The 20620-nt window shown below is 64.4% G+C and carries 14 protein-coding genes; 8 read left to right on the top strand and 6 right to left on the bottom strand.

From position 1 onward, the window contains the following. Positions 1-70: 70 nt before the first annotated feature. The 3 genes from KFF05_05695 to KFF05_05685 all read left to right on the top strand — a co-directional run bounded on the left by KFF05_05695 (position 71) and on the right by KFF05_05685 (position 4327). Positions 71-3079, top strand: coding sequence for a bifunctional [glutamine synthetase] adenylyltransferase/[glutamine synthetase]-adenylyl-L-tyrosine phosphorylase (locus KFF05_05695; GenBank protein ID UTW52854.1), 3009 nt, complete (start codon positions 71-73; stop codon positions 3077-3079). A gap of 28 nt (positions 3080-3107) precedes the next feature. Next, on the top strand, positions 3108-3572 hold the full coding sequence (bcp, locus tag KFF05_05690; GenBank protein UTW52853.1) for a thioredoxin-dependent thiol peroxidase: 465 nt from the start codon (positions 3108-3110) through the stop codon (positions 3570-3572). 137 nt (positions 3573-3709) lie between these two features. After that, positions 3710-4327, top strand: coding sequence for a flagellar basal body-associated FliL family protein (locus tag KFF05_05685; GenBank protein UTW52852.1), 618 nt, complete (start codon positions 3710-3712; stop codon positions 4325-4327). 12 nt (positions 4328-4339) lie between these two features. Here the strand turns inward: KFF05_05685 and prfB are convergent. The 3 genes from prfB to KFF05_05670 all read right to left on the bottom strand — a co-directional run bounded on the left by prfB (position 4340) and on the right by KFF05_05670 (position 9558). Continuing rightward, positions 4340-5459, bottom strand: a protein-coding gene (gene prfB / locus KFF05_05680) for a peptide chain release factor 2 (protein ID UTW52851.1) whose coding sequence is annotated in 2 segments (ribosomal slippage) — positions 4340-5389 and positions 5391-5459 — 1119 coding nt in all. Because the reading frame shifts where the segments join, the coding sequence is not laid out codon by codon here. Between the two features lie 87 nt (positions 5460-5546). Further along, a complete protein-coding gene (locus tag KFF05_05675) occupies positions 5547-8009 on the bottom strand; it encodes a penicillin-binding protein 1A (protein UTW52850.1) in 2463 nt (820 codons plus the stop codon). 118 nt (positions 8010-8127) lie between these two features. Further along, positions 8128-9558, bottom strand: a complete 1431-nt coding sequence (locus tag KFF05_05670; GenBank protein ID UTW52849.1) for an N-acetylmuramoyl-L-alanine amidase — start codon at positions 9556-9558, stop codon at positions 8128-8130. 516 nt (positions 9559-10074) lie between these two features. Between KFF05_05670 and KFF05_05665 the strand changes: the two genes are divergently transcribed. After that, positions 10075-12675, top strand: a complete 2601-nt coding sequence (locus KFF05_05665) for an Rne/Rng family ribonuclease (GenBank protein ID UTW52848.1) — start codon at positions 10075-10077, stop codon at positions 12673-12675. 62 nt (positions 12676-12737) lie between these two features. Here KFF05_05665 and KFF05_05660 read toward each other — a convergent pair whose 3' ends face one another. Next, positions 12738-13886, bottom strand: a complete 1149-nt coding sequence (locus KFF05_05660; protein UTW52847.1) for an aminotransferase class I/II-fold pyridoxal phosphate-dependent enzyme — start codon at positions 13884-13886, stop codon at positions 12738-12740. 22 nt (positions 13887-13908) lie between these two features. Continuing rightward, positions 13909-15570, bottom strand: coding sequence for a gamma-glutamyltransferase (locus KFF05_05655; GenBank protein UTW52846.1), 1662 nt, complete (start codon positions 15568-15570; stop codon positions 13909-13911). Between the two features lie 181 nt (positions 15571-15751). Between KFF05_05655 and KFF05_05650 the strand changes: the two genes are divergently transcribed. From KFF05_05650 to KFF05_05640, 3 genes are all read left to right on the top strand, one after another. Further along, positions 15752-17017: a M48 family metallopeptidase gene (locus KFF05_05650; GenBank protein ID UTW52845.1), complete on the top strand. Its 1266-nt coding sequence runs from the start codon at positions 15752-15754 to the stop codon at positions 17015-17017. Between the two features lie 2 nt (positions 17018-17019). After that, a complete protein-coding gene (locus tag KFF05_05645) occupies positions 17020-17781 on the top strand; it encodes a hypothetical protein (GenBank protein UTW52844.1) in 762 nt (253 codons plus the stop codon). An 89-nt stretch (positions 17782-17870) separates the two neighbouring features. Beyond that, positions 17871-18650, top strand: a complete 780-nt coding sequence (locus tag KFF05_05640; protein ID UTW53597.1) for a DsbA family protein — start codon at positions 17871-17873, stop codon at positions 18648-18650. 29 nt (positions 18651-18679) lie between these two features. On the opposite strand, the gene KFF05_05635 is transcribed toward KFF05_05640, so the two are convergent. Continuing rightward, a complete protein-coding gene (locus tag KFF05_05635; protein UTW52843.1) occupies positions 18680-19510 on the bottom strand; it encodes a DUF1849 family protein in 831 nt (276 codons plus the stop codon). A 207-nt stretch (positions 19511-19717) separates the two neighbouring features. On the opposite strand from KFF05_05635, the gene KFF05_05630 reads away from it, so the two are divergent. Continuing rightward, a complete protein-coding gene (locus tag KFF05_05630) occupies positions 19718-20608 on the top strand; it encodes a TauD/TfdA family dioxygenase (GenBank protein ID UTW52842.1) in 891 nt (296 codons plus the stop codon). The last annotated feature ends 12 nt before the right edge of the window (positions 20609-20620 follow it).

The raw sequence follows: 20620 nt of genomic DNA, 5'->3' as shown, positions 1-20620 counted from the left end.
GCGCGCTTGACCCCAGTTTTTGCTTACCGCAGTGTTCAGGCCCCCAAGGCCTGAGAAACAAGTGACTAGTATGCCTGAAAATTCGGCCTTCAACAGTAAACCCGATCTGCCAAGCCCGGGAAACCCCGAATCCCTGGCAGTTGCTTGGGAACATTGGGATTCCGCCGTTTCTCGCTGCGCCGATCCAAGCACCGAATCGGCGGCGGTGAAAATCGCCGACGGCGGCCCGGAAAAGGCTCTGCTGGATGCGGTGTTTGCCCATAGCCCGTTCCTCGGCCGCCTGGCTTCGGGCGATCCGGCGTTCACCCTGCGCATCTTATCCGACGGCCCCGACGCGGCCCTGGCCGGCATCCTGTCGGACATTGCCGCCCCCCCCGAGGGCGAGACCGAACCCGCCATCAAGACGCGTCTGCGCATCGCCAAGAAACGCGCGGCATTGACCATCGCCATGGCGGATATAAGCGGCGATTGGTCCCTTGAACAGGTCACCAGCGGGCTCAGCGATGTCGCCGAAGCCTGCCTTAAGGCCGCCTGCGATTTCTGTCTCGGGGAAATGGCGCGGCGCGGCGCCCTGGAATTGGCCGATCCCGCATCACCGTCGCAAGGATCGGGTCTGGTCGTTCTCGGCATGGGCAAGCTGGGTGCACGGGAACTGAATTATTCCTCGGATATCGACATCATCGTGCTGTTCGACCCCGAGGTCATCCGCACGACCAAGCCCGATGATCTACAGCCGGCCATGGTCCGTCTGGTCCGCCAAATGCTGCGGATCATGGACGAGCGCACGGCCGATGGTTACGTGTTCCGCACGGACCTGCGCCTGCGCCCGGACCCCAGCGCCACGCCGTTGGCGATTTCGGTCCTGGCTGCCGAAAGCTATTACGAAAGCCTGGGCCAGAACTGGGAACGGGCCGCCATGATCAAGGCCCGCGCCGTGGCCGGCGACCTGGAGGCCGGCACACGCTTCCTGGAATGGCTGCGCCCGTTCATCTGGCGCAAGCACCTGGACTTCGCGGCGATCCAGGACATTCATTCGATCAAACGCCAGATCAACGCCCATCGCGGCATCGGCGCGATCAAGGCGCTTGGCCATAACGTCAAGCTGGGCGGCGGCGGCATCCGCGAGATCGAATTCTTCGCCCAGACCCAACAGCTGATCTGGGGCGGGCGTATTCCGGAACTGCGCCTGTCCGGCACCAAGGCCGCCATCGACTGCCTGGTCAGCCTGGAACAGGTCACGCCCGAGGCCGCCGCGGACATGAAGGCCGCCTATGATTTCCTGCGCCAAGTCGAACACCGCCTGCAGATGGTCAATGACGAACAGACCCATACCCTGCCGGACGAACAGGAGGCCTTCGACGCCTTCGCGGGCTTCTTGGGTTATGCCACGGGTAACGCCTTCGCCGAGGTCCTGACCGGCCACCTTGAGCGCGTGCAGACCCATTACGGGGCCCTGTTCGGCGACGCGCCGGCGCTTAGCGCCGAGGCGGACCAGGATGGTGCCGGCGGCAATCTTGTGTTCACGGGCGGCGAGGCCGATCCGGACACGCTGGCGACCATCCGTAAGATGGGGTTCGAGGAACCGGCCCGTGTCGATGCCCAGATAAGGGCCTGGCACCATGGGCGCTACCGGGCGATGCGGTCGACCCGGTCCCGCGAATTGCTGACCGAACTGATGCCCGTGCTGTTGCGCGCCATCGCCAAGACGCCGGAACCGGACAAGACCTTCCTGCGCTTCGACAGCTTCCTCAAGGTGCTGCCCGGCGGCGTGCAGTTGTTTTCCATGTTCCATTCCAACCCGCACCTGTTGTCCCTGGTGGTCGAGATCGCCGGCAAGGCGCCCAAGCTGGCGGAGCATATGGGCAACCATGCGTCGATCCTGGACAGCGTGCTGACCGCCGATTTCTTTGACCCGCCCCCGGACCTTTTGGGCCTGCACGACGAACTCGAAGCCCAGTTGAAAGCCTGCCGCGACCTGGAAGATGTGCTGATTACCTGCCGCCGTTGGGCCAACGACCGGCGCTTTCAGGTCGGTGTGCAGCGTCTGGACGCCCGGATCCATCCGTTGGATGCCTCGCGCGCCCTCTCGGACATCGCCGAAACGGCGTTGGGCGCGGTGCTGACCCGCGTCGCCGACGACTTCGCCGCCGGCCACGGCCGCATTTCCGGCGGCGAGATCGCCATTGTGGCGCTCGGCCGTTTGGGCAGCCGGGAAATGACTGCGGCCTCGGACCTGGACCTGATTTTCGTCTACGACACCGACGACGACGCCGAAGAATCGGACGGCGACCGGCCCCTTGCCCCGGCGCAGTATTTCGGCCGCCTGACCCAGCGCACCATCAATGCCGTCACGGCGATGATGGTGGAGGGGCCGCTGTACGAGGTCGACATGCGCCTGCGCCCGTCGGGCACCAAGGGTCCGCTGGCGACCTCGCTGACCGCGTTCCGTAAGTACCACGATGAATCGGCCTGGACGTGGGAGCGCATGGCCCTGGTCCGCGCCCGCGCCGTGGCCGGAACGGGCGACCTTCGCGGCCGGGTGGAGGACGCCATCGCCACCATCCTGGGCGATCCCGTCGACCCGGTGAAGCTGCTGCGCGACGCCGCCGACATGCGCCAACGCATCGCCCGGGAAAAGACGTCGGACTGTATCTGGGACGTCAAGAACCTGCGCGGCGGCCTGGTCGATATCGCCTTCATCGTGCAGTACCTGACCCTGCGCCATATCGGCGACCATCCTGATATCCGCGACGCCAATACGGCGGCCAGCCTGGACAAGCTGAAATCGGCGGGCGTGCTCGCCACCGCCCATTGGCAGACCCTGACGCGGGCCCAGGAACTTTGGATGGGCATCCTCGGCCTGCTGGCCGAAACCATCGAAGGCACCCTGACCAAGGAAAAGGAAAACCTGATTTCCGGCGCCCTGGCAGACGACCTGATGCGCGTCGCGGGGGCGGACGATTTCGCGGGCCTGAAACGCATGATGATGGAAACGGCCCAGGCCGTGTTCGATATATACCAGGACCTGATCGACGGCCCGGCGGGGGAACTGCCGCCCGCCGAGGACGCAACCGAATGAGACTACCACGCATAAGGAGACCCCGGATATGACCCTTTCCATCGGCGACAAGGCCCCCGATTTCACCCTGCCCGCGGACGGCGGCGGCATGCTTGCCCTGAAGGACCTAAAGGGCAAGAAGGTGGTGCTGTACTTCTATCCCAAGAACGACACGCCGGGCTGTACGACCGAAGCCCAGGGCTTCCGCGACGCGATCAAGAAGTTCGAAAAGGAAGGGACCGTGATCGTCGGCGCCTCCAAGGATTCGGTCGCCCGCCACGACAAGTTCAAGGCCAAGTACGACCTGCCCTTTCATCTGGTGTCCGACGAGGACGGCACGCTCTGCGACAGCTATGGCGTGTGGGTCGAGAAGAACATGTACGGTCGCAAGTACATGGGCATTCAACGCGCCACCTTTTTGATCGACGAAAAGGGCGTGATCCGCAACATCTGGCCCAAGGTGAAGGTTAAGGAACACGCCGACGAGGTGCTGACGGCGGTCAAGGCGCTCTAGATCCCTCCGCGTTGATTGGCCGCGCCCTCGACCATTGGATGGTTTTGACGGCGCTGATTTTGCGCTAGTCTCCGCCCGCGATAAAATCGCGTCAGGCCCGCTGCACCATCGGGTCGGCGTCCTCTGGGGAAATATCGATGGCCGACAAGACCGAAGAAATCGAAGACGACGACGAACTCGAAGACGGCGAGGAATACGAGGACGACGACGAACTCGAGGACGGCGAGGAGTGGGAAGACGACGACGAAGAGTGGGAGGACGACGAAGACGCTGAACCCACCGAGGAAGAGCTTGCGGCTGCCAAGAAGAAAAAGACCCTCAAGATCGCGGCCATCGCCGGGATCCTGCTTCTCCTGATCGGCGGCGGCCTGGCGGCCCATATGATGGGCGCGACCGAAGTCGTGTTCGGCAAGCCCGCCATCACCGAAGTGACCCTGGAAATCGGCAAGCCGGTCATTCACCAGTTGCCGGAAATCCGCACCGACCTGAAGAAGATCGGCAGGCGCAATCATTTCATAAAGCTGAACCTGATCGTGCAGGTCGATGAACACGACCTACCCGCCCTTCAGGACGAGGCGAAAATGGCGCTGGTGGTGGACAACATCAAAACCCAGCTGCGCGACCTGGAATACAAGGACGTGATCGGCAAGGAAGGCTCGGAGCGCCTGCGCTTCGAGTTGCTGAACGTCATCAATTTCGCGATCGCCCCGGTCAAGGCCCATACGGTCCTGTTCAAGGACCTGATCATCCAGTAACCCGCCCTCGGGCTAGCCCGCCGCCGCGTCCGATCCCTTGACCCGCTGGGCCAGGGCAGCGGCCATGAATTCGTCGAGGTCGCCGTCGAGCACCGCCTGGGTGTTGGACGTTTCCACGTTGGTGCGCAGGTCCTTGACCATCTGGTAGGGCTGCAGGACGTAGGAGCGGATCTGGTGTCCCCAGCCGATGTCGGTCTTGGCGTCCGCCTGGGCCTGGGCCTCTTCCTCACGCTTGCGCAGTTCATGCTCGTACAGCCGCGCCTTCAGCATGGCGAAGGCCTGGGCGCGGTTCTTATGCTGCGAGCGGTCGTTCTGGCACTGCACGACGATATTGGTCGGCAAGTGGGTAATGCGGATGGCGCTGTCGGTCTTGTTGACGTGCTGGCCGCCCGCACCCGACGCCCGGTAGGTGTCAATGCGCAGGTCCTTGTCCTCGATCACGACCTCGATGGTGTCATCAACCACCGGATAGACCCAGGCCGAGGAAAAACTGGTATGGCGGCGGGCACTTGAATCGTAGGGCGAGATACGGACCAGCCGGTGTACGCCGCTTTCGGTCTTGAGCCAGCCATAGGCGTTGTGACCGGAAATCTTCAGGGTCGCCGACTTAATGCCCGCTTCTTCACCGGGGCTTTCTTCCAGCCATTCGACCTTGTGGCCATGGGACTCGGCCCAGCGCGCGTACATGCGGAGCAGCATTTCGGCCCAGTCCTGGGCCTCGGTGCCGCCGGCCCCAGCGTGGACTTCAAGATAGGCGTCGTTGGCGTCGGCCTCGCCTGACAGGAGCGTTTCCAGCTCCGCCGCGTCGGCGCGGACCTTCAGCGCCGTCAGCGCCGCTTCGGCTTCGGCGACGATGGCGTCGTCGCCCTCGGTCTCGCCCATTTCGATCAGCTCGACACTGTCGGTCAGTTCACGCTCGACCGCGTCAATGTCCTTGATCCCGGCTTCCAGGCGGTTGCGCTCGCGCATCAGGGCCTGGGCTTTTTCCGGGTTGTTCCACAGTTCGGGGTTTTCCGCCTGGGCGTTCAGTTCCTGGAGTTTAAGAACGGCATCGTCGTAGTCAAAGATGCCTCCTCAGCAGTTCCAATGACTGCTCGATGTCCTGAACGATGCTGGTGATTTCGGCGCGCATGGCGGGGCTCTGTGGCTTCCGTTGTTGGGTCGGCAGGGGGTTGTAGCGGACACGGGCCGCCGGATCAATATGGGTGCAAAGGCAGGATCAGTACAGCCCGCCCGTGCCGCCGAAGGGTTGCTGGGTGGCGTCGCCGCCGCCCGACATGCCCTGGCCGGCAGAAATGACTTCCGTGTCCTCCTTCGGCACGGTGCCGGGCTTGAAGCTTTCCCAGATCACATCCTCGGTCTGGCCGATCAAAGCCGGCAGGCCGGTCTGCGCGTCGACCCGCACCAGGCGGATGCCGGGCGGAATTCGGAACGGGATGGCGGGCGTGTTCTTAAGCGCCTGTTTCATGAACTGGGCGAAGATGGGCGCGGCCACGGACGATCCGGTTTCCCGGCGGCCCAGGGTTTCCGGGGTATCGTAGCCGACGAACACGCCGACCGTCAGATCGGGCGAGAACCCCATGAACCAGGCATCGCGGTTCTTGTTTGTGGTGCCGGTCTTGCCGGCCAGGGTCTTGTTTACCTCGCGGCCGATACGCACCCCCGTGCCGCGTTTGACCACGCCTTCCAGCATGGACACCATCTGATAGGCGCTGGCCGGGTCGGCGACCTGTTCGCGGATATCGGGCACGTCGGGCACCCGTTCCGCCCCCGTCCAGGCCCCCGTGCGGCAGTGCGGGCAGGGCCGGTCGTCATGGCGGAACACGGTGCGTCCCTTGCGATCCTGGATGCGGTCGATCAGGGTCGGCTCGATTCGCTTGCCGCCGTTGACCAGCATGGCGTAGGCCGTGGTCAGGCGTAGCAGCGTCGTCTCCCCGGCGCCCAGGGCCATGGACAGGGCCCGCGGCAGATGGTCGACGATGCCGAACGATTCGACGTAGCTGCACACTTTCTCCATGCCGATGGTCTGGGCCAGGCGCACGGTCATCAGGTTGCGCGATTTCTCGATGCCCAGCCGCATGGTCGACGGCCCGTAGAATTTGTTGGTGTAGTTGCCGGGCCGCCACTTGGGCAGGCCGGGGCCCTGGTCGACCACGAAGGGCGCGTCGAGGATGCGCGTCGACGGCGTGTAGCCGGCATCCAACCCGGCCAGATAGACGAACGGCTTGACCGCCGAGCCGGGCTGCCGCCAGGCCTGCGTCACCCGGTTGAACTGGTTGATCTGGAAGGAATAGCCCCCGACCATGGCCAGCACGCGGCCCGTATGCGGGTCCATGGCGACGATGCCGCCCTGGACTTCCGGCAACTGGCGCAGCGCGTAGCTGCCTTGCGGCACGGGCTTGCCGTCTTCGTCCTCGGTCTCGGCGCTGACGGCGATGATGTCGCCCGGCACCACGACATCCGCCGGGCGCTTGGGCCGGGGCGCCCAGGTATCCTCGTCGATCCGCCGCCGCGCCCAGGACATCAGGGACATCGGCATCCGCCCGACCGTGCCGTCGGCCAGCCCCAGATGGGCCGCCTCGCCGTCGACGGCGGTAACGATGGCGATCTTATGATGCTCAAGCCCCTTGGGCGCCTTGTAGGCCGCCAGGATGGAGCGCCATTCCGGCGCGCCGCCGAAACTGACCCCGTCGGGCACCCGGGCCAGCGGCCCGCGCCAGGCGCGGACCCGGCGGTCGAAGTTCTCCAGGCCGTCGCGCAGCGCTTTCTCGGCGATCCGCTGCAGGCGCGGGTCCAGGGTGGTGCGCACCGACAGGCCGCCGTTGTAAAGTTGGTCTTCGCCGTATTGGTCAAGCAGTTCGCGGCGCACTTCCTCGGCGAAATAATCGGCCTCGACGAATTCCGTATCAATGCGCTGGCTGACGCGCAGCGGCTCAGTCCAGGCGTGCTTGGCTTCTTCATCGGTGATCAGGCCGTCTTCGAGCATGCGATTGACGACCCAATCACGGCGCGCTTGCGCCGCCTGAAGATGGCGGATCGGATGATAGTTATTGGGTGCCTTCGGCAGGGCCGCCAGGTAGGCGGCCTCGGCCACGGTCAGTTCGTCCATGGACTTGTTAAAATAGTTGAGCGCCGCCGCCGCGACCCCGTAGGACCCTTGCCCCAGATAGATCTCGTTCAGGTAAAGTTCGAGGATCCGGTCCTTGGAGAACGCACGCTCGATGCGGAACGCCAGGATCGCTTCCTTGATCTTGCGCTCAATCGAGACCTCGTTGGTCAAAAGGAAGTTCTTGGCGACCTGCTGGGTGATGGTCGACGCCCCCTGGGGCCGGCGGTCGGAGCCGATGTTCTTCAAATTGCGCAGCGCCGCCGCCATCACACCCGGAATGTCGATACCCGGATGTTCGTAGAACGTCTTGTCCTCGGCCGACAGGAAGGCCTTGATGACCCGCTTTGGGATCGCCTCGATCGGCACGAACACGCGTTTCTGGCGGGCGAATTCGGCCAACAGACGCCCGTCGCCCGCATGCACCCGTGTCATCACCGGCGGCTCGTAATTGGCAAGCTGCCGGTAGTCAGGCAGATCTTGGCCATAGATGTACAGCACATAGAGCAGCCCCGCCCCGCCGACCACGGCGCCGATGACGATCAATCCGACAATCGAGGACAACAGGCGGAGCATGCTAACGCTGCACTTTCGTTTTACCGGGCAATCGCCCGAGAAACCGCCCCCGGACAGGACCGGCGGGCGGGTTCATTGCACATTTCCAGGGGTTTATGAACAAATTATGGCGCCACGGCTACGGCTGACGAACCTTGGCTTGCTCGACGGCGCCGAAATATCGGTCGATCGCGGCGACGATCGCGGACGCCAACTGCCGGCGGTAGGACTTGCTGGTCAGGCGGCGCTCGTCGTCGCGGTTCGACAGGAACCCGGTTTCCAGCAGCACCGACGGCAGGTCGGGCGCCTTCAACACGGCGAACCCGGCAAAGCGGTGCGGCCGCGCCAGAACCTCGGTCTTGTTGCCCAGTTCGCTGACCAGATATCCCGCGAAGCGCGCCGACTGGTTCATGGATTCACGCTGCGCCAGATCAATCAGGATGTTGGCGACATCGGCGCTTTCGTGGCTCAGGTCCATGCCGGCGATCAGGTCGGCCTTGTTTTCCCGCTCGGCCAGTTCGGCCGCTTCCTTATCCGACGCCTTTTCCGACAGGGTATAGACCGAGGGTCCGGAAACCTTGGAATTTCGGATGGAATCCGCATGCACGGAAATGAAGATATCGGCCCCCTTCTTGCGCGCGATGGCGACCCGGTCACGCAGGCGGATGAACACATCGCGGTCGCGGGTCAGTTCCGCCCGGTAGCGGCCCGAGGCACGCAGTTGGCGGGTGATTTCCCGGCTCAGCGCCAAGACCACATGCTTTTCGTAAATGCCGTGGCGGCTCTGCGCGCCGGGATCGACGCCACCATGACCCGGGTCGATGACCACCATCGGACGATGGGCGGACGGGCGCCCACCCGGCCGGCGCGGCGGCATGGGCAGGTAATTGGCGACTTGGGCTTGCCCCCCGGCAGGGACCGGGGCCGCCTTCGCGGGCGTGACCAGGGCGGCGGTGCGCCGCGCAACGGATTCCAGCCGGCTGGACGCGGCAGCGGTCGGCGGCTTGACCGCCCCACGCGGGCGTAGGCCCGCGATCTCGCGGGGCGGCATGGCGACGGACGCCGCAAAGATGTCGTCGGTGGTGCGCTGGGCGTCGATTACCAGTTCGAAAGCAGTGCTGCCCGTCCCCGGGGTGACGTAAGCGTCCGCCACCTGCACCGGGTGTTGAAATTCAAATACAATTCTTGAATTGCCCGGCCGGAACAAGCCATAGCGCAAGCCGTTGAACACGCCCTGTTTGCCCGGCAACGGCTTGGCCGGCAGTTGCCAGCCGACTTCCGGCAGATCGATCACGACACGGTAAGGGTTGGTCAAGGTGAACAGGCGGAACGCGACCCGGCGGTCCAGATGCAGGGCGAATCGGGCCCCGTTCCCGCTGATCCCGCTTTGCAGATCGGTGACCACGGCGTCCGCCGCGCGAACCTGGCCCGCGGCCAAGGCCCCAAGGCATAAAGCACTGAAAATCGTGGCATAACGGCGGATTCGCTCGCCAATCCCCACGGCCCGATAAAGGGGCCGCGTGCTCACGCCCCCCCGTGCCGCGACGTCGATGGTTCGGTTCGCTGTCATGCCGCCGGCATTTTAGGATAATCCTTTGATTCCGTCCGCTTTTTTATCGCAGTTGCGGCATTCTTCGGGGCCGCCCGGAATTCCCGAGCAATCCCAGTCTCCTATCGTCGCGCCGGGCATAAACAGCGTTGTGGAACAGGCGGTCACTGTCTATGTTAGTAAGCGAAGAATTCCACCGGCCCGCCTCTCCCCGATCGTAGGGGAAACGGGCGAGGAATGGCTCCGTCGTAGCCGGAACCGTCTGGGCATGGGTCTCCCCCTCTGTCCATGGCGATGTCGAGGCGATTTTCGCCGGAGCCCACGAGTGTCCGAACGAGGTTTACCTCACCTAAGGAACAATGATGCTGGCAACGGCCGTGCAGTCTCCGGAAAGAGTTTTGGCGTATTCGCTTGCGAACGCCCGGATGTCTGCGCGCGCGGCCAGTTTAACATCACAGAAATGTGCCCCGCGGCGGAACGACTTCCTGCCGGAACCGGCGAATGTGCGCGCCGCCGGGCACTGGAGAACACCTTTTTATGCCAACCACGAGAATGCTCATCGATGCGTCGCATCCGGAAGAGACCCGGGTCGTGATCGCAAACGGCAGCCGCCTGGAAGAATTTGACGTCGAGTCAGAGTCACGGAAGCAGCTTAAGGGAAACATCTATCTGGCCAAAGTAACGCGGGTTGAACCCTCGTTGCAGGCCTGTTTCGTCGACTACGGCGGAAACCGTCACGGCTTCTTGGCCTTCAGCGAAATCCATCCCGATTACTACCAAATTCCGATCGCCGACCGGGAAGCCTTGGTCGCCGAGCATCAGGAACAGGAAGCCAAGGCGCACGAGGACGGCGACGAGGACGACGGCGAAGGCGTCGAGGTTCTCGGTGGGGAGGACGAGGAAATCCCCGTTCGCCGGCCGGTCAACCTGCGCCGCCAGTACAAAATTCAAGAAGTCGTCAAGCGGCGCCAGATCCTGCTGATCCAGGTCGTCAAGGAAGAGCGCGGCAACAAGGGCGCGGCGCTGACCACCTATCTGTCGCTGGCCGGACGTTATTGCGTGCTGATGCCGAACACGGCACGCGGCGGCGGCATTTCGCGCAAGATCGCGCAATCGGGCGACCGTAAGAAGCTCAAGCAGATTCTCGGCGAACTGGATATCCCCCAGGGTATGGCGGTAATCGTGCGCACGGCGGGATCGAAGCGGACCAAGGCGGAAATCCGCCGTGATTACGATTATCTGCTGCGCCTGTGGGGCGAGGTTCGGGAAAAGACCCTGAAATCCATCGCCCCGGCCCTGGTGCATGAGGAAAGCGACATCGTCAAACGCGCGATCCGCGACCTCTATACCAAGGACATCGACGAAATCATCGTCCAGGGCAACGAGGCCTACCGCGCGGCCAAAGACTTTATGAAGCTGCTGATTCCCAGCCATGCGAAAAAGGTCCAGCCTCACGAAGAAGGCGCGATCCCGCTGTTCCAGCAGTTCCAGGTCGAAAGCCAGATGGACGCCATGCACGAGCCCGAAGTTCAGCTTCGCTCGGGCGGCTACATCGTCATCAACCCGACGGAAGCCCTGGTCTCCATCGACGTAAACTCGGGCCGCGCGACGAAAGAGCGCAACATCGAGGAAACGGCGCTCAAGACCAACATGGAAGCGGCCGAGGAAATCGCCCGGCAATTGCGCCTGCGCGACCTTGCCGGCCTGATCGTCATCGACTTCATCGACATGGAGGTCAGCCGCAACCAGGCCAAGGTCGAACGCTGCCTGAAGGACGCCATGCGCAACGACCGCGCTCGCATCCAGATCGGCCGCATCAGCCCCTTCGGCCTGTTGGAGCTGTCGCGCCAGCGCCTGCGACCGGCCCTTCATGAAACCAGCTTCGAGCCCTGTGCCCACTGCGGCGGTTCGGGCATCCGCCGGTCGACGGAATCGACCGCGCTGCAAATGCTTCGCGTGTTGGGTGAGGAAGGTCAGAAGGGCCGCTCATCGCAGCTGACCCTGATCACGCCGACGGCGGTGGCGCTTTATCTGTTCAACAACAAGCGCCATGCCATCACCGACATGGAGCAGCGGTTCGACCTGACCATCCGCATCGAAGCCGACGATACCCTGATCCCGCCCGACCACCGGCTTGAGCGCATCAAGTCCGACGGTGCCGTGGAAACAGTGACGAAAGCCCCCGCCGCGGCAACCCCGGCAGCAGCGACAACGACAACCGCCGATGGCGACGGCGACGGCGAAAAGTCCGAGGAAGAAGGCGGTCGGCGGCGCCGGCGGCGCTCACGGCGGCGCAAGCGTGGTGGCGAGGGCGATGCCCACGACACGCAGGAGACGCGGACGGACGGTGACGCCAACGAGCCCACCGAAGCCGGCGAGGAAACCGACAGCGACGGCGAGCCGCGCGAGACGCGGGAAGGCGCAGGCGAACAATCGGAAGACGGCGCGCCCAAGCGACGCCGACGCGGACGCCGCGGCGGACGCCGGCGGCGGAGGCCGGAGGAAAACCGTTCGGAAGATGGCCAGACCGAGGTCGCAGCGGGCGCCGGTGGCGAGCCCCAGGCCGATGATGCGGCCTCCGATACTCCCACACCCGACACCCCTGCATCCGATGGTGTGGCTGCCGATGCCGATGGTGATGGCGATGCCCCTGCAGTAAATGCAGAAGCTGGCGACGCGTCGGTGGCAGAATCCGGCGACGCGCCGGTGGCGGAAGCTGCCGACGCAGAGGCAGGCGAAACACCCCCCGAGGTCGTGGACGAGGTCGTGGAAAAGCCGAAGCGGACCCGTACACGGCGCGCCCCGAAAGCGGCCGAGGACGGCAACGGCGAGGACAAGCCCGCCAAGCCGCGCCGACGGCGGACGACCAAGAAAGCCGCCGAGGACACGCCTGCCGAGACGCAGGCCGCGGAAACGGCGGACGCCCCCGTCGCGGACCAGCCCGAGGCTGCGCCGGAACCGGCCCCGGAGCCCGCTCCTCAGCCTGAACCCGCCGCTGCTCCGGCCGTGGCGACGGCGGCCGAACCCGAACCGGCCGAGCCGGAAGCAGACAGCGCCAAGACCATAGTGATCGAAGTCGGGGCTGACACGCCTCCGCCCAATCCCCGCCGTGGCTGGTGGAACCGACTGGTCGATTAGATCTGAACGGTAAGTGACGTTAAGAAAACGCCGGCGGGTGCCTCACTCGCCGGCGTTTTTCGTTAGCGTTTCCAACTCACAAGACGATCGGCGGCCTGCGATACCTCGTCCTCGCCGCCGGCGAAGGAAAACCGCACGAAATGGTCGCCTCGGGTCGGGTCGAAATCAACGCCCGGCGTCGCCGCGACGCCGACCTCGGCCAGCATGCGGCGGCAGAATTCCGTGGAATCGTTGGTTAGGTCCGAGACGTCGGCGTAGATGTAGAACGCCCCCTCGGCCGGCGCCAGACGCGTGAACCCCGCCTTCGGCAGCTTGTCCAACAACAGCGCCCGGTTGCGGGCATAATGGCGGACGTTGGCTTCCAGTTCCTCGGTACAATCGAAGGCGGCCATGCCCGCGTGCTGGGAAATGCCGGGCGGCGAGATGAACAGGTTCTGCGCCAGGCATTCGATGGCCCGATGCAGATCCTTGGGCACGACCATCCAGCCCAGCCGCCAGCCGGTCATGGAATAGTATTTCGAGAAACTGTTGATGACCACGGCATCCCGCGTATGGGCCAGCGCCGTCACCCCCGGCACGCCATAGGTGATGCCGTGATAGATCTCATCGGAAATCAGACGAATGCCGCGTTCCCGGCAATGATCGACCAAGGCCTTGAACTCCGCCGGAGCGATCATGGTCCCCGCCGGGTTTGACGGGCTGGCGACGATCAGGCCATCGGGGTCTTGGTCGAGTGCCTTGAGCCGCGCCACTGTCGGCTGGAAATTATCCTCAAGCGTCGTCGGCAGATCGATCACCTCGACCCCCAGGCCGGTCAGGATATTGCGGTAGGCCGGGTATCCCGGCGACGCCAGAGCGACCCGGTCGCCGGGGTCGAAGGCGGCCATGAAGGACAGCACGAACCCGCCGGACGAGCCGGTCGTCACCACCACGTCCTCGGCATCCACGGCAACGCCGTAGGCCCGGCCGTAATGGCGGGCGATGGCCTCGCGCAGCCCCCACATACCAAGTGCGTTGGTATAGCCGATGCGTTCTTGGTCGAGGGCCTGGCGGGCCGCTTCGATCACCTTGGAAGGGGCACTGGTGCCAGGCTGGCCGACTTCCAGGTGAAGAATCTTTTCACCGGCGCGTTCGCGTTCCTCGGCGGCGCGCATGACGTCCATGACGATGAACGGCGGCACCTGGCCGCGATTGGATGATTTCAACGCCATATGCCTGCGGCCGATCCCCGGCCTAGCGGTCGCCGACCGCGCCGAGCCCGAAGCCACGCGGATCGGCAAAGGCGGCACAGGCCTGGTTTTCATTCGGCACGCCGCTGTCGCAATAGATGGCATTGATGCGCACGCCCGAGGCACCGGGATGCAAGGTATGGCCCCGTTCGCGCAGCGCCGCCTGCTGGTCCTTGGGCAGGCCGGGTTCGATGACCAAGGCATCCGTGCCTTCGGCATAATAGAGGCGTGGGCCCGCAAGCACCGATTCCAGGCCCTGTCCGCCACCGGACACCCGAAGGGCCAGATCGGCAAGGGCCTCCGTGGCACCGGGCCCACCGGTCACCGTTGCGGCCATGAACACACGTTCCTCGTCTTTCTTGACGCGCGCCTCACCAACCAACAACAGCGGCGTCGCCGTCACCGGCGGCAGGCTGTCCTTGCCCGACGGCCGGGCCAAAAGAAACCCAAGCGAGGGGGCAACCTTGCCGGAGCCGAAAGCCCCGTTCATGGATACGGTGCAGGCGACGGCCGAACCAAATTGATCGATCGCAACAATACCCGTTGCGTCGGCCCCCGGCGGCAGCGGAATCGCCGCGTCCCCGGCGGGCGGACGCTGAGCGTGGCGATCTTCATCAAGCGCGCGGGCGATCAAGGCATGGCGTTCGGCATCGGCAAGATAATAGGCCGGCTGCGTCACAAGACCGTCCCGCCGAAGCCAATCCGTGCGCCGCGCCTGTGCCGCCAGGGCCGCTTCGGCGAACACATGCGTGCGGGCCGCGCCGTCCAGTTCGAAATATTTGGACTGGGCAAGAATGCCCGTCAGCTCCGCCGCCAAGGCACCGCCCAGAACGGGGGGCGAGGGAAACAGGAATTGCGTGCGTTCGATATAAGGCAGCGTGATCGCGGGCCGAACCTCGGGCAGGTAGGCCCGCATGTCTTCGATGGTCAGCGCCCCGCCCTGGCTGTTGGCGTCGTCGACGAAATCACGCGCCAGCTGGCCCTGATAAAAATCGCCGACCCCGCGCACCCGCAAACGGCCAAGCACGCCCGCGATGCGCAGGCGGTCCATGCGGTCGCCTTCCTTGGCCAGGTTCGGCGTCCCGGCCTTGCGGAACAGGGCCACCGCGTCGGGCAGTCCCGCCAGGCGCCCGGCCTGCTGGCGCAAATCCGTGGCGAAGGCACGCGACACGATGCCGCCGAACCGCGCCAGGTTTTCCGCCGGCTGCACCACCTGCCCCCACTTCAGACTGCCGAGGCGCGCATGCAGCACCGCGAACCCTCTGGGATTGCCCGGCACGGGCACCTTGCCCCGGTCGGCACCGCCGGCGCCCTGGGGAACCAGCGCCGGAAAGGACAGAACGTCGTTGCGCTTATTGACGTTATCGCGAATGACGCAGACACCGCCGCCGCCCAGGCCTGCGTGGGCCGGCTTGGTCACCGCCAGGGTAAAGTACATGGCCGTCACCGCATCCGCCGCGGACCCGCCGGCCGACAGGATGTCACGCCCAACGAGGGCCGCCTGCGGATCGTCGGCGACGATACCGCCCAGGAAACCGCGCACGAAGCCGGTTTCGCCCAACTGCTTGGTGTTTTCTTCCTTCTTACTTCCGCCGAACGGATTGGGAATGCCCCCCGAACAGCCGGCGACAAGCCCGGCGCAAAGTGCAACGGTCACTATCGGCATGGTGAATTGACGGGGCCCCGGACCGTGACTACGTTTACCGGGCCCGGAAACAGAAGGGAACGCGTCCCAACCGGCGCTGATTGCTTTGAAAAGCCGCATCTTTAAACCGTTGTTTTTAATCATTATTTTTGGCATCGGCCTATGCTATTGGTCGACGGCTTCCCTTGCCCAGCGTTTATCGATGATTCGGGACGTCGAGATCGAAAATATCATCCAGGAATACGCGACGCCAGTTTTCGAGGCCGCGGGCCTGAATCCCAAGTCCATCAAGACCTACCTCGTAAACGACCACCGACTCAACGCCTTTGTCGCGGGCGGCCAAAACATGTTCCTCAATACGGGGCTATTGCTGCAGGCCGACACCCCCGGGCAGGTGATCGGCGTGATTGCCCACGAAACGGGCCATATTGCAGGCGGCCACTTGGCACGGACCCACGAGGCCCTGTCACGCACGGCGGCCGCCCAAATCCTGTCCATGATCCTGGGCGGCGCCGCGGTCATCGCCGGCGCCCCCGATGCGGGTGCGGCGATCCTGGGCGGCGGGCAGAGCATGTTGCAACGTTCGTTTCTGGCCTACAACCGCGGCCATGAAGCGGCCGCCGATCAGGCCGCCATGACCTACCTGGACCGCACAAAACAATCGACCAAGGGCCTGTTGGACTTCATGGGCAAATTGGAATCCAACGAACTTCTGATCAGCGCCAGCCGCGACCCCTATTTGCTGACCCACCCGTTGACCCGCGAACGTATCGACGCGCTGGAAGCGCATCTGGCGCGGTCCCCCTATTCCAAGGTCCAGGATGACCCGAAGTTGGTCGCCCGGCATGCGCGGATGCAGGCCAAGCTGCTTGCCTTTCTCACGCCGGGGCAGGCGTTGCGCAAGTTCAAGAGCGACGACACCAGCGTGCCGGCCCGATATGCCCGGGCCATCGCCTATTTCCGCACCGCGCGGGTCGACGAGTTCCTGAAGGCCATCGACGGTCTGATCGCCGAGTATCCCGATGATCCCTATTTTCACGAGATCAGGGGCCAGGGCCTGTATGAAAACGGCAATGCCAAGGACGCCATGCCGTCCTACGCCACAGCCGTGAAATTGAAGCCGGAATCGGACCTGCTGCGTCTGGAACTGGCCCGCATCGAACTGGCGACCGGCGACGATACGGTTCTTGACGACGCCATCGAGAATCTGAAGTTCGCGGCCCATTACGAACGGTTTTCACCATCCATCTACCAGCTGCTCGGCAATGCCTATTACAAAAAAGGCGACGAGCCGCGGGCCCGCCTTTACCACGCCGACGCCGCATTCCTTCGGGGCGAAATGGAAAAGGCGATCTACAACGGCGAGGTCGCCGCCCGTTCATTCCCCGAAGGCAGCCCTGAATGGGTGCGCGCCAAGGACATCATCAACGCCGCCGAAATCCAGCAGCAGAAGCGGAAGGAACAATAGGCGTGGCCCCCCGGCGGCACCCCGTGGCCGTGCGGATGATTGTCGCGGCAGCGGTGCTGAGTGCGGCATTGACCGGCTGCATGGCCGGCCAGCACGGCGGCGACCGCCTTGCTCCCGGCCAATCGCCCAGCGACATCCAGAACATCATGGCGACCCTGGGCCCCTCGCCCCTTTTCGCGGGCCTGGACCCGGGGGACCGCTGGCTGATCGTCGGCGATCCCTTGGGTGGGCGCGCGCGCATGGCGATGGATGAGGGCCTGCCGGTTGTCCACCTGTCGGCGGGGCCGGACGACCTGATCTTGGGTCGTCGCATCGACCAGCACCTTCTGGCCGCCCCCTTTCTGACCTGGAACTGGAAGATGTCTCCCCATGCCCCGCCCTATCATCCGGTCCGGGTGATCGTCGGTTTCACCGACACGTCCCGCCCGCTCGACCCCGAGGACGTAACCCTGCGCCGCCTGCCGGACGATGTGCGGGTATTGGAATTGGTGTGGAACGACAAGGCGCTGCGCCGCGGGACCATGGACATGCCCAAGGACGGCACCCCCGCGCGCTATACAGTGCGCGGCGGCGAGGAAGCGTTGGGCAAGCGCTGGCAGGAAGGCATCGACCTGATCTCCCTGCACGACACGGCCTGGCCGGGCCTGTCGACCAGCCATACGCGGATCGTGTTCGTCGCCGTGCGCGTGGCCGCCGCGCCGCCAACCCGGCCCGGCACATCCGTTCCAGCGGCCCTGATTTCCGACATTCGCCTGCTGCGCTGACGGGATCGTGACATGACGGCCTGCGCACCCGCTTGCCCCTTGCCGCGGTCTGGACCAATATGCGCCCACCATTTGGATAAGGAATGACCATGACCTTTCGGTTTGCCGCCTTGCCGGGCGTCTCGCTCATCGCCACCGCTCTTGTCGGAGGGATTCTGCTCATCGCGCCGGCCGCACAGGCCCAGGACAAGACGTCCGTCATGGACCCACAGCAGCGCGGCGCCATCGAGACCGTTGTTCGCGAATATCTCCTCGCCAATCCCGAGGTCATCGTCGACGCCATCCGCATCTACCGTGAGCGCGAACAGCAGGCCCAGGCGGACCAGGCTAAAATGGCGCTGTCGGCGCATAAGGACAGCCTGATCAACGACCCCAACGCCCCCGTCGCCGGAAACCCCAAGGGTGACGTCACGGTGGTCGAATTTTTCGATTACCACTGCGGCTACTGTAAGCGGGTGTTTCCAGTGCTGCGCGAACTTCTGGATTCGGACAAGAACCTGCGCTGGGTGTTCAAGGAATTCCCCATCCTGGGCCCGGAATCGGTGACCGCGTCGCGCGCCGCGCTGGCCGCCTGGAAGCTTGATCCGGCCAAATACCTGGCCTTCCACGCCGCCCTGATGGCGACCTCGGGCGGCCTGCCCGAAGACCGCATCCTGAAGATCGCCAAAACCGCCGGATACGACGCTGATAAGCTCAAGAAAGAGATGGCGTCCGATTCCGTCACCGCCGAGATCAACCGCAATCACCAGATCGCCGAAACCCTCGGCATTCGCGGCACACCGGCCTTCATCGTCGGCGATGAACTGGTGCCCGGCGCGGTCGATGTCGACACCCTGCGCCAACTGATCGCCAAGGCCCGCAAGGGCTGACGCCTCCGCGGCTTGCCGCTGGCCGCACGTTAGCCACAGCTGGGTTCCGGCAGCGGATGGATTTCCTTGAGCGCCTGAATGACGACGAACCCGCCCAGGTCCATCTCCATGCGGCGCGGCACGCCATTGTCCAGCAACTCCATGGTGAACTGGAAACTGGGCGTCGATTGCGGCTGTGCGCCCGTGATTTCGAAATAGGCTGACGACACCTGCCAACCGGGCCCGGTGCCCAGAGGGCCCCAGGCCGTCTGCAGACCCTTGCCCTCACCCGCCTTGAAGCGGCCGGTAATCACGCTGGACATCAATTGAGGGCCGATATCCTCGGTCCCGTCGAAAACGTGAAACCGCACCTGTTTCTCCCCGCCCCGGGCGGCGGCCAAAAGCTTGCGGACTTGCCCGACCGGCAGATAGGTGTCCTCGGGGATTTTCACCTTTTTGCCGTCCGGCGCTGCATAGACCGCTTCGCCACCACCCCCTTCGCCGGCGACCTCCAAACGGCCATTCAGCTTGATATCCTCATCGCCTGCCTTGCTTTTGATCGTCGCGGCAAAACGATAGCGCGTGCCGTCCGTCGATTCCCAACTGGTGAAGCGGATTTCCCTGTCAATCACCCCACCCACCCGGGTCAGGATATGCATGACCATGTGCTCGGCGACGATCCAGCCGTCGCAGGTCCGCTCGACCGAACGGGTGACCAGGCCCTCGACCCCGTCATAGGGCACCTGTCCGGAAATAGGGCCGGGCAGAAGGTGATAGACCGCCTTGTGCGACACCAGACTGTCTGCCGCAACGGGGCTCGACATCATCGTTATGGCGGTTATCCCGGCCACGGCCAGCGCTGGGGCCATTCTGACTGTCATGGTCGTCTCCACCCGGTGGTTTGCGCCGGGGATACATGTCCCCGCCTTACCGGCGACCTTAGAGCCTTAAACGCCGGGCCGTAAAGGTAGCGACCTGCACGGAACGCTGGATCGTCACCCCTAAAATAGGTACATTGTATACAATAATGGACCCAAAACGGGTCAGGGCGCCCCGACGCCACGCACGACTTGGGAGGACATTCGACCGTGAAAATCACGCCCCTTCATCCGGTTCTGGCCGCAGAGGTCACGGACATCGACCTTGCCGCCGAATTGACCGCAGACCAGGTATCCGACATCCGTGCCGCCATGGACACCTACGGGGTTCTGGCATTTCGCGGCCAGTCCCTGGACGACGCGCAACAACGGCGGTTTTCGGAAAACTTCGGCCCCCTGGAAACCAGCCGCAAGCTGCATCGCAAGGGATATGTCCCGCGGCTTGATCCGAAGATGAGCGACATTTCCAACCTGGACGAAAGCGGCAAGCCGCTGCCGAAGGACGATTTCCGCCTGCTCAACATGTACGCCAACCGGTTGTGGCACACGGATTCGTCGTTCAAACCCATTCCCGCCCGTTATTCCATCCTGGCGGCCCATGTCCTGCCCAAGAGCGGCGGCGGCAACACGGAATTCGCCGACATGCGCGCGGCCTACGACGACCTGGACGATGCCACCAAGGCCCGCATCGAACATTACGTCTGCATCCATTCCATCATGAATTCCCGGGAACGTCTGGGATATACCGATTTCGACGAGGGCGAACGCACGGGCCTGCCGCCTGTCCGCCAGGTCCTGGTACGCACCCATCCGGGGTCGGGACGCAAGAGCCTTTATCTGGCGTCCCACGCCGGCAGCATCGAGGGCCTGCCCGTGCCCGAAGGCCGCATCATCCTGATGGACCTTATGGAGCACGCGACGCAGCCCAAATATGTCTACAGCCATGTCTGGCAACCCGGAGACGTGGTCATGTGGGACAATCGCTGCACCATGCACCGGGGCCGCTGGCACGACCCGGCGGACGTCCGCGACATGCGCCGAACCACCATTTCCGACGAAGTTCCGACCATCCCCCAGGAAGCGCCCCGCCAGGCGGGATAACACCTCGCGTTC

The organism is bacterium SCSIO 12827, assembly GCA_024397995.1.
Classification (GTDB): Bacteria; Pseudomonadota; Alphaproteobacteria; order Rhodospirillales; family Casp-alpha2; genus UBA1479.
This window is presented reverse-complemented; position numbering and strand designations above follow the sequence as displayed.

What these genes read in the sequence shown, in the direction of transcription:
- KFF05_05650 (UTW52845.1), top strand. Translation starts at nt 15,752, where the DNA reads ATGATTCGGGACGTCGAGATCGAAAATATCATCCAGGAATACGCGACG.
- KFF05_05670 (UTW52849.1), bottom strand. Translation starts at nt 9,558, where the DNA reads ATGACAGCGAACCGAACCATCGACGTCGCGGCACGGGGGGGCGTGAGC.
- KFF05_05695 (UTW52854.1), top strand. Translation starts at nt 71, where the DNA reads ATGCCTGAAAATTCGGCCTTCAACAGTAAACCCGATCTGCCAAGCCCG.
- KFF05_05665 (UTW52848.1), top strand. Translation starts at nt 10,075, where the DNA reads ATGCCAACCACGAGAATGCTCATCGATGCGTCGCATCCGGAAGAGACC.
- KFF05_05660 (UTW52847.1), bottom strand. Translation starts at nt 13,886, where the DNA reads ATGGCGTTGAAATCATCCAATCGCGGCCAGGTGCCGCCGTTCATCGTC.
- KFF05_05635 (UTW52843.1), bottom strand. Translation starts at nt 19,510, where the DNA reads ATGACAGTCAGAATGGCCCCAGCGCTGGCCGTGGCCGGGATAACCGCC.
- KFF05_05675 (UTW52850.1), bottom strand. Translation starts at nt 8,009, where the DNA reads ATGCTCCGCCTGTTGTCCTCGATTGTCGGATTGATCGTCATCGGCGCC.
- KFF05_05655 (UTW52846.1), bottom strand. Translation starts at nt 15,570, where the DNA reads ATGCCGATAGTGACCGTTGCACTTTGCGCCGGGCTTGTCGCCGGCTGT.
- KFF05_05685 (UTW52852.1), top strand. Translation starts at nt 3,710, where the DNA reads ATGGCCGACAAGACCGAAGAAATCGAAGACGACGACGAACTCGAAGAC.
- KFF05_05640 (UTW53597.1), top strand. Translation starts at nt 17,871, where the DNA reads ATGACCTTTCGGTTTGCCGCCTTGCCGGGCGTCTCGCTCATCGCCACC.
- bcp (UTW52853.1), top strand. Translation starts at nt 3,108, where the DNA reads ATGACCCTTTCCATCGGCGACAAGGCCCCCGATTTCACCCTGCCCGCG.